Origin of the sequence: Nesterenkonia halophila (genome assembly GCF_009467795.1) — a bacterium.
Classification (GTDB): Bacteria; Actinomycetota; Actinomycetes; order Actinomycetales; family Micrococcaceae; genus Nesterenkonia; species Nesterenkonia halobia.
In genome coordinates this window covers 62,314-75,416 of sequence record NZ_WIAX01000006.1, presented here as the reverse complement: position 1 = coordinate 75,416, position 13,103 = coordinate 62,314, and the positions used below count along the sequence as shown (strand labels likewise).

General features: G+C 72.9%; 9 protein-coding genes. 5 read left to right on the top strand and 4 right to left on the bottom strand.

All coding sequences use genetic code 11. The features are described from left to right. Positions 1 to 275 precede the first annotated feature (275 nt). Genes GCL72_RS02785 through GCL72_RS02775 form a run of 3 tightly spaced genes read right to left on the bottom strand, consistent with a single transcriptional unit; the run spans position 276 to position 4,149 of the window. Positions 276 to 968, bottom strand: coding sequence for a GNAT family N-acetyltransferase (locus GCL72_RS02785; RefSeq protein WP_153143190.1), 693 nt, complete (start codon positions 966 to 968; stop codon positions 276 to 278). Next, positions 965 to 2,713, bottom strand: a complete 1,749-nt coding sequence (locus tag GCL72_RS02780) for a DUF885 domain-containing protein (RefSeq protein ID WP_153143189.1) — start codon at positions 2,711 to 2,713, stop codon at positions 965 to 967. Before GCL72_RS02780 ends, GCL72_RS02785 begins: the two co-directional genes overlap by 4 nt. Then, positions 2,710 to 4,149 (bottom strand): NAD(P)H-quinone dehydrogenase, encoded by a 1,440-nt coding sequence (locus GCL72_RS02775; RefSeq protein ID WP_153143188.1) that lies wholly within the window; start codon positions 4,147 to 4,149, stop codon positions 2,710 to 2,712. The genes GCL72_RS02780 and GCL72_RS02775 overlap by 4 nt, the downstream gene beginning before the upstream one ends. 135 nt (positions 4,150 to 4,284) lie before the next feature. Here GCL72_RS02775 and GCL72_RS02770 point away from each other — a divergent pair, with 135 nt between their 5' ends. From GCL72_RS02770 to GCL72_RS02750, 5 genes are all read left to right on the top strand, one after another. Continuing rightward, positions 4,285 to 5,169, top strand: a complete 885-nt coding sequence (locus GCL72_RS02770) for a purine-nucleoside phosphorylase (protein ID WP_153143187.1) — start codon at positions 4,285 to 4,287, stop codon at positions 5,167 to 5,169. A gap of 93 nt (positions 5,170 to 5,262) precedes the next feature. Next, positions 5,263 to 7,107 carry a phospho-sugar mutase gene (locus GCL72_RS02765; protein ID WP_153143186.1) on the top strand — a complete coding sequence of 615 codons (1,845 nt, stop codon included), beginning with the start codon at positions 5,263 to 5,265 and terminating at the stop codon, positions 7,105 to 7,107. 126 nt (positions 7,108 to 7,233) lie between these two features. Further along, positions 7,234 to 7,971, top strand: coding sequence for a deoxyribose-phosphate aldolase (deoC, locus tag GCL72_RS02760; RefSeq protein WP_153143185.1), 738 nt, complete (start codon positions 7,234 to 7,236; stop codon positions 7,969 to 7,971). Between the two features lie 82 nt (positions 7,972 to 8,053). Beyond that, complete coding sequence (locus GCL72_RS02755) at positions 8,054 to 8,329, top strand: hypothetical protein (RefSeq protein WP_211364950.1); 276 nt, start codon at positions 8,054 to 8,056, stop codon at positions 8,327 to 8,329. Between the two features lie 11 nt (positions 8,330 to 8,340). Further along, positions 8,341 to 9,387, top strand: coding sequence for an acyltransferase family protein (locus tag GCL72_RS02750; RefSeq protein ID WP_153143184.1), 1,047 nt, complete (start codon positions 8,341 to 8,343; stop codon positions 9,385 to 9,387). 10 nt (positions 9,388 to 9,397) lie between these two features. Here GCL72_RS02750 and mfd read toward each other — a convergent pair whose 3' ends face one another. Further along, a complete protein-coding gene (gene mfd, locus GCL72_RS02745) occupies positions 9,398 to 13,018 on the bottom strand; it encodes a transcription-repair coupling factor (protein WP_153143183.1) in 3,621 nt (1,206 codons plus the stop codon). Between the last annotated feature and the right edge of the window lie 85 nt (positions 13,019 to 13,103).

Below are 13,103 nucleotides of genomic sequence, written 5' to 3'. Positions count from 1 at the left end.
CGGCATCCGCTGGGCCCTCGTGATCAGCGCCGCCAGGAAGAGCCCGGCGACGACGGCGAAGAGCGCCGAAGAATGGACGGGCAGGCTGGGGAGCACGTCGATGATCGCCGTGTCGAGGCGATCGAGGCCCAGCGTCACCGTGCGCCCACCTGCCCTTCTTCGGACACTCCCCGGCGCCGCGGCCGAGGGTGTCGCTGATCATGAAGTTCAGTCCCCCACCTTAGCCGACGATCCTCCCGCATCCCGGGGATCCGCACGGTGCGGCGTGCGGCGTGTCACGCTCCGGCCGCGGCGAGCAGGCTCGGACGCGGATACCGGGTGCGCAGCGGCCCGGCTCCCGGCACGCGGGGCAGCAGTCCGGGGCCCAGCTCCTCAGCGGTGAGCGCGAAGCAGCGGTGGTCGACCCAGGCGCCGTCGATGTGCAGGTAGCGTTCGCGCAGCCCCTCCTCGCGCAGCCCCAGCTTCTCCACCACGCGCAGGCTGGCCGCGTTCTCCGGGCGGACGGCGATCTCGATCCGGTGCAGCCGCCGCTCGAGGATGAGGTGGTCGACGGCGGCGGCGACGGCGACGGTCATCAGCCCTCGGCCGGCGTGGTCGCGGTCGATCCAGTAACCGAGCCCGGCACTGCGCGCCGAGCCGCCGATGATCGGCCCGACGGTCAGCTGCCCGATCAGCGACGGCGCGCCGGAGGCGTCGGCGAACCAGAGGAACCAGGGCAGCTGGGCCCCGGCGCGGGCCTCGCGGGTCAGCCCGCGGACCATGGTGCGGAAGGCCGTCGGAGTCATCCGCGCCCGCGGGGCCTCGGGGACGGTGGCGTCCCAGGGGGCCAGCCAGTCCTCGTTGGCCAGCCGCAGCGCCAGGAAGCGGTGCTCGTCGCGCAGCGCACAGGGCCGCAGGCTCAGCAGCCCGCCGTCGACCGTCGCGGAGAGCTCCACCGGCCAGCCGGCCGCCCGACGCCGCGTCCTCATCGCGCTCCCGGGGATGCTCCGTCGCGCGGCCCGACGGCCAGGCGCAGCGTGTCGAGGCCGACCATGCCCAGCTGCAGCAGCTCGGTGTGGAAGGCCCGCAGGTCGAAGGCCTCGCCCTCGGCCGCGCGACGCTCGGCGCGCAGCTGCTCGAAGACCCGCTGGCCGACCTTGTAGGAGGGCGCCTGCCCCGGCCAGCCTAGGTAGCGGACGAACTCGAACTCCTGCTGGGCCTCGGAGATCGGGAGGTGCTCGCGCAGGAACTCGCGGCCCTGCTCCGGGGTCCACACGCCGCCGCCGAGGGCCTCGGGAGCCTCGAAGCCACAGTGGACGCCGATGTCGAAGACCACGCGGGCCGCACGCATGCGCTGCATGTCCAGCATTCCGAGCTCATCGCCGGCGTCGGCGAGGAAGCCCAGCTCGTCCATGAGCTGCTCGGCATAGAGCGCCCAGCCCTCGGCGAATCCGGAGACGTGGCAGCCGTGCCGCCGCCAGCTGTTCAGCCGGTCCTTCACCAGCGTGGCGGTGCCGATCTGCAGATGATGGCCGGGCACGCCCTCGTGGTAGACCGTGGTGGTCTCCGCCCAGGTGGTGAAGCTGGTGTCCTCCGGCGGCACCGACCACCACATCCGGCCCGGGCGGGAGAAGTCGTCGCTGGGGCCGGTGTAGTACACGCCGCCGTCCTGGGTCGGGGCGATCCGGCACTCCAGCACGTCCATCGGGGCGGGGATGTCGAAGTGGGCGCCGGACAGCGCGGCGACGGCCTCGTCGGAGAGCCGCTGCATCCATGCCTGCAGCGCCTCGGTGCCCTCCAGCCGGCGCGCCGGGTCGACGTCGAGGATCCGCCGGGCCTCGGCGACGTCGGCGCCGGGGCGGATGCGCTCGGCGACCTTCCGCTGCCGGGCGACGATCGACTCGAGCTCCTCCAGCCCCCATCGGTAGGTCTCTTCGAGGTCGAGCTCGGTGCCGGTGAACACCCGCGAGGCCAGCCGGTAGTGCTCGACGCCGACGGCGTCGGCCTGCGGCGCCGTCGGCAGCAGGTCCTCGGCCAGCCGGTCGGCGAGCCGCTCATAGCCGGCGGCCGCCGCGGCCGCGCCCGCGCGCACAGCCGTCACCGCGGCGTCGTCCATCCCGGCCTGTCGGGCGGCGTCGACGAAGGTGGACAGCGCACCGTCGGCGGCCGCATAGCTGCGCGACTGCTCGATGACCGCGCGGATCTGCCGGGCCGCCGGCACCTGCCCGGCCGCCCGCGAGGCGCACAGCGACTCCCACCAGCCCTCCAGCGCGGCGGGCAGGTTCTGCAGCCGGCCGGCGAGGTGCGCGAAGTCCTGCGGGCTGGACTGCGGCATCAGCTCCGGGACCATCCGCACCTCCTGGGGCACGGAGGCCAGATTGTTCAGCTCGGTGCGGCCGGTCGCGTGCAGCTCGAGCTCCAGGCCCAGCCGCTCGCGCAGCGCATGGACGGTGACCTCGTCGACGGCGTCGGCCGGCTCGAGCTCCTCCAGGGCCGCCAGCGTCTCGCGGTTCAGCGCCGCGACGGCCTCCCGGCCGGCGGGCGAATAGTCGGCGTACTCGGTCTCGGCGCCGGAGCGGCCGAGGATCGTCGCCTCGTCGGGATGCAGCGCCAGCCAGCGCTCGAAGTGTTCCTCGGCGCAGGCGTCGACGGCGGTGGGGGTCCGCTCCGGCGCCGAGGCCGCGGACGCCTCCGGCGCCTGCTCCTGCCGCCGCGGCGGCGTCGCGCCGCTCACTGGTGGACGTGGAGTCGGCGGGCGGCCTCGGAGAGCGAGCCGGTCAGCGACGGGTAGACGGTGAAGGTGGAGGCGACGTCGTCGACGTGGATCTTCTGGGTCACCGCCAGCGCCAGCGGGAAGATCAGCTCGGAGGCGCGCGGGGCGACGACGACCGCGCCGATCGTCGTCCCCGAGCCTTTGCGGGCGAAGATCTTGACGAAGCCGTCATGGATGTTGGTCATCTTCGCCCGCGGGTTCGTCGACAGGTCCAGCTTGACCACGTCGGCCTGATAGGCGCCGGAATCCACCTGCGCCTGGCTGACGCCGACGGTGGCGATCTCCGGGGAAGTGAAGACGTTCGAGGCGACCTGGTGCAGCTTCAGCGGCTTCACCGCGTCGCCCTGCATGTGCGAGACCGCCACGCGGCCCTGCATCGCCGCGACCGAGGCCAGGGGCATCTGACCGGTGCAGTCGCCGGCGGCGTAGATGTTCGTCGCCGTGGTCCGCGAGACGGTGTCGACCATGATGTGGCCGGAGTCGGTGGTCTGCACGCCGCACTCCTCCAGCCCGACGTCCGCGGTGTTCGGCACGCCGCCGACGGCCATCAGGCAGTGCGAGCCCTCGATGACGCGGCCGTCGGAGAGCGTGACGGCGACGCCGTCGGCGGTGCGCTCGACCTTCTCCGCGCGGGTCTTCGAGGCGACGTTGACCCCGACCCGGGCGAAGGAGTTCTCCAGCACGCGGGCGGCGTCGGGGTCCTCGCCGGGCAGCACCCTCTCGCGCGAGGAGACCAGGGTGACCTCGGTGCCCAGCCGGCAGTACGCCGAGGCGAACTCCGCGCCGGTGACGCCCGAGCCGACGACGATCATGTGCTCGGGAGGCTCGGTCAGCGAGTAGGCCTGCGTCCAGTTGAGGATGCGCTCGCCGTCGGGCACCGCCGTGGGCAGCTCGCGCGGGTGGGCGCCGGTGGCGACGATGACCGCGTCGGCCTTGATCAGCTCCACCGAGCCGTCGGCGCGGGTCGCCTCGATGCTGTGCGGCGGCTTCAGCCGCCCGCGGCCGTCGATGACGGTGACCCCGGCGGCCTCCAGCGACTCCCGGATGTCCTCCGACTGCGTATGGGCCAGCTCGAGCAGCCGCTCGTTGACGGTCGAGAAGTCGGCCCAGGCGTCGGTGGTGTGCGAGTCGTCGTCATCCTGGCCGAAGCGGACGCCGAACGCCGTGGAGGCGTTGACCCGGCGCATCGCGTCGGCAGTGGCGATGAGCGTCTTCGACGGGACGACGTCGGTGAGCACCGCAGAGCCGCCGACGCCCTTCTCCTCCACGATGGTGACCTCCGCCCCGGCGTGGGCGGCGACCAGCGCGGCCTCGTAGCCGCCGGGGCCGCCTCCGAGGATCGCGACGCGTGCAGGGGCGAAAAGGCTTTTCGGAGTCTCAGAAGTCACAGGGGCCATTCTGCCCAGTCGGGCGCGTCTTGTCAGGTTCGCCCGGGCACGGCGCCGCATCCGGCGGGCCGAAGACAGGCCGCCGACGCCGCCCTGGCCTGCGGAGGGAGCATCGGGGGCCGACAGCCGGTAGATTGGAGGGCGATGAGTGACAACACAGTCCGCACCGACGGCGCGCCGCAGACGGCCGCGCCCCAGGATCTGACCCCGACCGACGACCCCGCCGCGCCCGCCAACCGGCTGGCCGAGGAGGCCGCCGCCGTCCTGCTGGACCGCGCGGGCATCGACGCCGTGGATCTGGCCTGCACGCTCGGCTCCGGGTGGGGCGAGGCCGCCGGCCAGCTCGGCGAGGTCGTCACCGGCGTCGACGCGGACGAGGTGCCCGGCTTCCACGTCTCCGGCGTCGCCGGCCACTCCGGGCGACTGACGATCATCCGCACCGAGTCCGGCGCGCATGTGCTCGTCGTCGGCGCCCGCACCCATTACTACGAGGGCCGCGGCGTCGACGCCGTCGCCCACGGGGTGCGCACTGCCGCGGCCGCCGGCGCGCGGACGATGGTGCTGACCAACGGCTGCGGCGGACTGAACGCCGACTGGGCGCCCGGCACGGCGGTGCTGATCCGCGACCACATCAACCTCACCGGGGTCTCGCCGCTGCGCGGAGCGCACTTCGTCGACCTGACCGACCTGTACTCGCCGCGGATGCGGGGCATCGCCCGGCAGATCGATCCGGCGCTTCCCGAGGGCGTCTACGCGCAGATGCCCGGCCCGCACTACGAGACGCCGGCCGAGGTCCGCCACGCCGGCATCATCGGCGCCGATCTGGTCGGGATGTCCACCGCGCTGGAGGCGATCTCCGCCCGCGCGGCGGGCATGGAGGTCTTCGGCATCTCGCTGGTGACCAATCAGGCCGCCGGCATCTCGCCGGAGCCGCTGAGCCACCAGGAGGTCGTCGACGCCGGGCGCGAGGCCGCCCCGCGGATCTCCGATCTGCTGGCCCGGGTGATCACCCGCTCGCTGCAGGACTGAACGGACCCGACCACCGCGCCCGCGACGAGCCCGCCGGGACGCCGCGGGCCCCTTCCGAGACCCCAGACCACTGACACAGTCGCCGCAGAGGAGATGAGGGACGTGCCGGAGACCGCCTCCGCCGATCAGCTGCTGACCACCGTCCACCGGTGGATCGAGCTCGACCCCGACCCCGCCACGCGTGAGCAGCTGACCGAGCTGCTGGCCCGCGCCGAATCCGCCGCGGCCGGCGCCGACGACGCCCGGCAGAGCCTCGAGCAGCTCTTCGCCGGACGGCTGGCCTTCGGCACCGCCGGGCTGCGCGCCGAGCTCGGTCCGGGCCCGCTCCGGATGAACCGCCTGGTCGTCCGACAGACCGCCGCCGGACTGCTCCGGCACGCCTCCCGCGAGCTGGTCGCCGCCGGCGACGACGGCTCCGGCCGGATCGTGATCGGCTACGACGCCCGCCACCAGTCCGACGCGTTCGCCGCCGAGACGGCCCGGCTCTTCGCCGACGCCGGCTGGGAGGTCCATCTCTTCGACCGTCCGGGTCCGACGCCCCTGCTGGCCCGTCAGGTGCTGGTGCGCTCGGCCGACGTCGGCGTGATGGTCACCGCCAGCCACAACCCGCCGCAGGACAACGGCTACAAGGTCTACCTGGGCGGGCGGCTCTCGCAGCACCTGGAGCCGCTCGGCCGCGGGGCCGGCGCGCAGATCACCGCGCCGATCGACCGGGCCATCGCCGCGACGATCGACGAGGTCGTCGCCGAGGACTTCGCCGCGGGCTCCCCCGCGCCGGCGGTGGAGCCGGCCCCGAGCCCGGCATTCCCCGCGACGGCCGAGATGATCGGCGACGACGCGCGCACCGCCTACCGCGAGCGCGCCCTCGAGCTGCTAGACCCGACTGAGCATCCGCACCGGGATTTGACGGTCATCTACACCGCGATGCACGGCGTCGGCGGCGAGCTGGTCACCGACCTGCTCTCTGCGGCCGGCTTCGAGCGCGTGGTCCCGGTGTCCGCGCAGTTCGACCCGGACCCGGACTTCCCCACCGCCGACTTCCCCAACCCGGAGGAGCCCGGCGCGCTGGACCTGGGCCTGCAGGCCGCCGCCGAGCATGAGGCCGACCTGCTGCTGGCCAACGACCCCGACGCCGACCGGCTCTCCGCGGCGCTCTTCGACCCCGCCCAGCAGGCCTGGCGCCAGCTCACCGGCGACGAGATGGGCGCGTTGCTGGGCGCGCATCTGCTCGACCGCGGGCCGCTGCGCGCCGGCGGCGAGGACGGCCCCGAGCCGGTGATGGCCAGCTCGGTCGTCTCCTCCCGCCAGCTCTCCGCACTGTGCCGGGCCCGCGGAGTCGGCCACGAGTCCACGCTGACCGGCTTCAAGTGGCTGGCGCGGGTGGCCGGCATGAGCTTCGGCTACGAGGAGGCCATCGGCTTCAACGTCGACCCGACGAGCGTGAAGGACAAGGACGGCGTCTCCGCCGCGCTGATCTTCGCCGAGCTCGTCGCGACGCTGAAGGCCCAGGGCCGCACCGTCTTCGACGCCCTCGACGCGATCGCCGCCGAGGCCGGGATCTTCGTCACCGGCCAGGTCACCGTCCGCGTCGAGGACCTCGCCCAGCTGGGCGAGATCACCGCGGGCCTGCGGGCGACGCCGCCGACGACGATCGCCGGCTCCCCGGTGGTCGAGTCGCTGGACCTCGCCCGGGACCCGCTGCCGGGCGCGACCTTCGACGAGGCCAAGACCACCGATGCGCTGATCCACCTCACCGAGGCCGGCGATCGCGTCATCGTCCGCCCCTCCGGCACCGAGCCGAAGGTCAAGTGCTATCTGGAGGCGGTCGCCGACACCCCCGGCACCGACGCGTCGACCCAGCAGATCGCCGCCGCCCGGGCGCGCGCCGCCGAGCGGCTCGAGGCGCTGCGCGAGGATATGGGCCGACTGCTGGGCTGAGCACCGCGCCGGCACCGCCTCCCCGAGCCGCGTCGCCGGCGCGGACCGCCGCAGACCCTCGCCCGGAGATCCCGGGCCCCGATCACCCCGACGCGGATCCCCACCGGGATCCGGAGAGGACACCCCATGGCCACCGCCTCCGCCACCGCCCCCGACGGCTCCCCCGTCCCCGCCCCGGCCCAGATGGCCGGGCTCATCGATCACACGATGCTCAAGCCCGACGCCGACGAGGCCACTGTGCTACGCGTGGCCGCCGAGGCCCGCGAGCACGGCTTCGCCTCCGTCTGCGTGAATCCGCGCTGGGTCCGGCAGGTCCACGCCGAGCTGCAGGGCTCGTCGACTGCGACCTGCACGGTGATCGGCTTCCCGCTGGGCGCGAACACCACCGCGACCAAGGTCGCCGAGACCGACGACGCGGCGGCCGGCGGCGCCACGGAGGTCGACATGGTCGTCGACATCGCCGCGGCGAACGCCGGCGAGGAGTTCGAGGTCGTCTCGCAGATCCGCACTGTGGCCACCGCCGCGCACGAGGGCGGTGCCATCCTGAAGGTCATCCTGGAGACCGCGCTGCTGACCGAGCAGGCCAAGGAGCTCGTCTGCCGCGCCGCCGCCGAGGCCGGGGCCGACTTCGTCAAGACCTCCACCGGCTTCGCCGGCGGCGGGGCGACCGAGGCCGACATCGCGCTGATGCACAGCATCGTCGGCGGACGGCTGGGCATCAAGGCCTCCGGCGGCGTGCGCACCTACGCCGACGCCGCGGCGATGGTCGCCGCCGGGGCGACCCGGCTCGGGGCCAGCTCCTCGCTTGATATCCTGGCAGGCGACGACGCGTCGTCCGCCTCCTCCGCGGCCGGCTCCTACTGATCCGCGGCAGGGCCGGCGTCGAGCCGACGACGGCGACCGACGACACCACCCGCACGCAGCACTCACAAGGGGATCCGACTCCATGATCAGCAACGGCAAGGTCACTTCCTACTCCGGCCAGGGCAACGTCGTCGGGAACGTCGTCGCCTTCATCTTCGTCTTCGGGCTGCTGCTCGGCTCGATCTTCGCCCTGTCGTTCTGGACGCTGGAGAACGCCTGGATCCCCGGGATGGCCTTCATGGTGCTGTGGACTCTGGCCTTCCTGGTGGCCAAGGAGCTCCTCGGCCGCGGCGACACGCTGACCCAGCAGGACATCCACGGCGAGCACGGGGAGCACGTCGAGCCGAAGGCGCACTGAGCCTGGACAGCATGGACCGAGAGCGCGGTGACCGGCGGGGACGTCGGTCACCGCGCTCTTCGCGCAGGCAGGGGACGACGCGCCGCAACGTCGGCATCGACGCGCTGCGCGTGGTCTCGGTCAGCGCCGTCGTCGTCGGCCATGCCGCCCCGGGCATGCCCGGCGCCGACTTCCTGCAGATCTGGCGGATGCCGCTGTTCTTCGTCCTGGCGGGCTTCTTCTTCTCCGACGCCCGCACCCTCGGCGGCGAGATCCGCACCCGCTGGCGGACGCTGGGCGTGCCCTACGTCGTCTGGTTCGTCCTAGTCTCGGCGGCGGTGGCAGCCATGGCCGCCACCCCCTGGCCCTTCGACGACGGCGTCGTCGCCCGCGCGCTGATCGGCGGGGCCTTCACCGACATGCCGTATCTGGCGATCTGGTTCATCTCGGTGCTGTTCTTCACCGCGGTGCTGATGCGGGCCGTGGTCGGCCTGCCCTGGTGGGTCGGAGCGGCGATCTCGGCGGCCGGACTGGTCCTCGTCGAGCTGCCCGACTCCGCGGCGGCCTACACTCCGCTGGGCATCGGGCTGGTGCCGGCATGCCTGGGCTTCATGCTCGCCGGCTTCTGGTTCCGCCGGATCCGGCACCGGGTGCCGCTGCCGCGGCTGACCGGACCGCTCGCCGTCGCCGTCGGGCTGGGCGCCGTCGCTCTGGGCGCCGAGCCGATGAACATGAAATGGTCGGGCTTCGGCACCTTCCTGCTCTCGCCCGCGCTGGCGGTGCTGATCTGCTGCGGGATGGTGCTGATCTTCGCGCATCCGGTCGACGACCTGCTGAGCCGGTCGCGACCGGCGAGGACTGTGGTCTCCGAGCTGGTCCGGGTCGCCACGCTGGTGGTATTCCTGCACCCGGTGATCCTGCATCTTGCCCAGCACCCTCTGGGGGTGGACAGCCAGGCGCTGCGCATCGTTATCGCGCTGCTGGTGTGCTGGGCGCTCGGCGTGCTGGTCAACCGGACTCGACTCTCGCCGCACCTGACCGGCCTGCCGGTCCGACGCCCCGCACCCGCTCGGGACTGACGGCCCCGGCTCAGCTCCCCGACGGGGCCGCGGGCTCGAAGATCGCGGTGAGCACCTGGTCCAGCCAGGACAGCAGCTCCGCATCGGCCAGCTCGCGGCCGCTGATCCCGCCGGTGGTCGGCTTCGGGATGAGCACCGCATGCAGCGAGGATTTGATCTGGCTGCCCGGGTACATCCGCTCCAGCCGCATCTGCCGCGACTCGGGCAGCTCCGCGACCGGGGCGAAGCGGATGAACTTCCCCTGGGTGCCGATGTCGTCGATGCCGACGGCCCGCGCCCGATTGCGCAGCCGGGCGACCTCGACCAGATTCGCCACCGCCTGCGGCGGCTCGCCGTAGCGGTCGCGCCATTCGGTCACGACCTCCTCGATCGCCTCGTCGGTGTCCGCGGCGGCCAGCTTCCGGTAGCCCTCCAGACGCAGCCGCTCGCCGGGGGCGTAGTCCTCCGGCAGATGCGCATCGATGGGCAGCTCGATCTTGACCTCGGCGGTCCGCTCCTCGGCCTCGCCGCGATAGTCGGCCACCGCCTCGCCGACCAGCCGCAGATACAGGTCGAAGCCGACGCCGGCGATGTGGCCGGACTGCTCGCCGCCGAGCAGGTTGCCGGCGCCGCGGATCTCCAGGTCCTTCATCGCCAGCTGCAGCCCGGCGCCGAGCTCGTTGTTCGCCGCCACCGCCTTCAGCCGCTCCAGGGCGACCTCGCCCAGCGGCTTCTCGGCCGGATAGAGGAAGTAGGCGTAGGCCCGCTCCCGCGAGCGCCCGACGCGGCCGCGCAGCTGGTGCAGCTGCGAGAGCCCGTAGGTCGAGGCGCGGTCGACGATGAGCGTGTTGGCGTTGGAGATGTCCAGGCCGGTCTCGATGATCGTGGTCGAGACCAGCACGTCAAAGCGCTTCTCCCAGAAGTCCTGGATGATCTGCTCCAGCCGGGACTCGCTCATCTGCCCGTGGGCGACCTCCACCCGGGCCTCGGGCACCAGCTCGCGCACCTTCGCGGCCGTCTCGTCGATGGTCGAGACCCGGTTGTGCACGAAGAACACCTGGCCCTCGCGCATCAGCTCGCGGCGGATCGCCGCCGAGACCTGCTTGTCGGTGAAGGGCCCGACGTAGGTCAGCACCGGGTGGCGCTCCTCCGGCGGCGTGGCCAGCGTGGAGGTCTCGCGGATGCCGGCCATCGACATCTCCAGCGTCCGCGGGATCGGCGTCGCCGACATCGCCAGCACGTCGACGTTGGTGCGCAGCTTCTTCAGCGCCTCCTTGTGCTCGACGCCGAAACGCTGCTCCTCGTCGATGATCACCAGCCCGAGGTCCTTGAACTTCACCTCGCTGCTGAGCAGCCGATGGGTGCCGATGACGACGTCGATCTCGCCGCTGTGCACGCCCTCGAGGACCTCGCGGGACTCCTTGGCGGTCTGGAAGCGCGAGAGCGCGCGCACGGTGACCGGGAAGCCCGCGAAGCGTTCGGTGAAGGTCTCGTAGTGCTGAGAGGCCAGCAGCGTCGTCGGCACCAGCAGCGAGACCTGCTTGCCGTCCTGGACGGCCTTGAACGCCGCACGGACGGCGATCTCGGTCTTGCCGTAGCCGACGTCGCCGGAGATCAGTCGGTCCATCGGGATCTCGCGCTCCATGTCGCGCTTGACGTCGTCGATGGTGGTCAGCTGGTCCGGGGTCTCCGGATGCGGGAAGGCGTCCTCCAGCTCGGCCTGCCAGGGAGAGTCCGGAGCGAAGGCGTGGCCGCGAGAGGCCATGCGGGCGGCGTAGAGCCGGATCAGTTCCCCGGCGATCTCGCGGACGGCCTTGCGGGCCTTCTTCTTCGTCTGCGCCCAGTCGCTGCCGCCCATCTTCGACAGACTCGGCGCGTCCCCGCCGACGTACTGGCTGACCTGATCGAGCTGGTCGGTGGGCACCATCAGCCGGTCCTTGGGCCCGCCGCGCTTCGAGGGCGCGTACTCCAGCACCAGGTATTCGCGGATGCCGGCGGTGCCTGACTTCACCGCCTGGGCGGAGCCGACCTTGCGCTGGACGAGCTCGACGAACTGGCCGATGCCGTGCTGCTCGTGGACGACGTAGTCGCCCGGGCTCAGCGCCAGCGGGTCGACGGCGTGCCGCCGGCGCCGTGCAGGCACCTTCCGCCCCTCGCCGGAGCTGGCGCGCATCGAGCGGCCCAGCATCTCCGACTCGGTCAGCAGCGCCAGGTGCAGCGCGTCGATCCCGAAGCCCTCCGAGACCTCGGCGGTGGTCACGGTGATCCGTCCCGGCGTCGGCGCCTCGGTCAGCCCCTCCACGCGCTCGACCGGCACCCGGTTCTCGGTGAGCAGCTCGGCCACGCGCTGGGCGGACCCGGCGCCGGCGGTGGTGACGACCACCGACCAGCGGTCGCGGGCACGCTCGGCGAGGAAGGTCATCACCTCGTCGACGCTGCCCCGATAGCCGAAGGGCTCGCGGGAGTCGATGGAGGCGACGTCGGCGTCCTGCTCGAGCTCCTCGTCCAGACCCAGCGAGGTGATCGACCACCAGCCGGCGCCGTGCTCCAGCGAGGCCTCGCGCGTCTCGGCGAGGCTGGCGAAGGAGCCGGCCGCCAGGTCGTCGCGCTCGGCGCTGGTCAGGTCCAGCGGGGCGGAGCCGCCGTCGCTGCTGGCCTGCCAGGCCGCGGCGAGGAACTCCTCGTTGGTGGTGTTCAGGTCGTGGGCGCGGGTGCGGGTCTTCTCCGGCTCGACGACCAGCGTCAGCGAGCCCTCCGGCAGCTCGGCGACGAACGGGACCATCTGCTCGACCAGCACCGGAGCCAGCGACTCCATACCCTCGACGGCCATGCCCTCGGCGATCTTGGCCAGCAGGTCCTGGGCATGGGGCATCTCCGGCAGCAGCGCCTTCGCCCGGGCGGCGACGTCGTCGGTGATCAGCAGCTCGCGGCAGGGAGCGGCGTCGAGGACCACGGGCGCCTCGTCGTCGAGGGAGCGCTGATCGGCCACCGAGAACCAGCGCATCTGCTCGACCTCGTCGCCGAAGAACTCCACGCGCAGCGGATGCGGCTCAGTGGGCGGGAAGACGTCCAGGATGCCGCCGCGGACGGCGAATTCGCCGCGCCGGGTGACCATGTCCACCCGGGAGTAGGCGGCGTCGGCCAGCGCGGAGACGATCGCGTCGAAGTCGTGCTCCTCGCCGACGGCCAGTCGCACCGGAGCCAGCTCCCCGAGTCCGGCGACGATCGGCTGGACCACCGCACGCACCGGGGCGACGACGACGTCGAGCGCGCCGGCCTCCTCCGGGTGCGCCAGTCGGCGCAGCACCGCCAGCCGGCGACCGACGGTGTCCGAGCGCGGCGAGAGCCGCTCATGCGGCAGCGTCTCCCAGGAGGGGAAGTGGGCGACCCGGGTCTCGGGCCGGTAGGCCTGCAGCGAGGAGGCCAGTTCCTCAGCCTCGCGGTCGGTGGCGGTCACGGTGAGCACCACGCCGGAGCCTGAGGCGGTGCGCAGCTGCCCGGCGATCTCGGCGACCAGCGCCGGGCGCATGCCGGACGTCGCGGCGACCTGCAGCTCCTCGGTCCGCTCGGACGCCGGCTTCGACGCCGCCGCGGCGACCCGTGCATAGGAGGAATCCGCCGCCAGGGCCGTACGCAGACCGGACAATGCCATGGAGTTGCTCGCCTCGCTTCGTGACAGGACCGTCGTCGGGGTGCCTTCGCAGGTGCCGTCCGGGCCGGCGGACTGATCCCGCGCC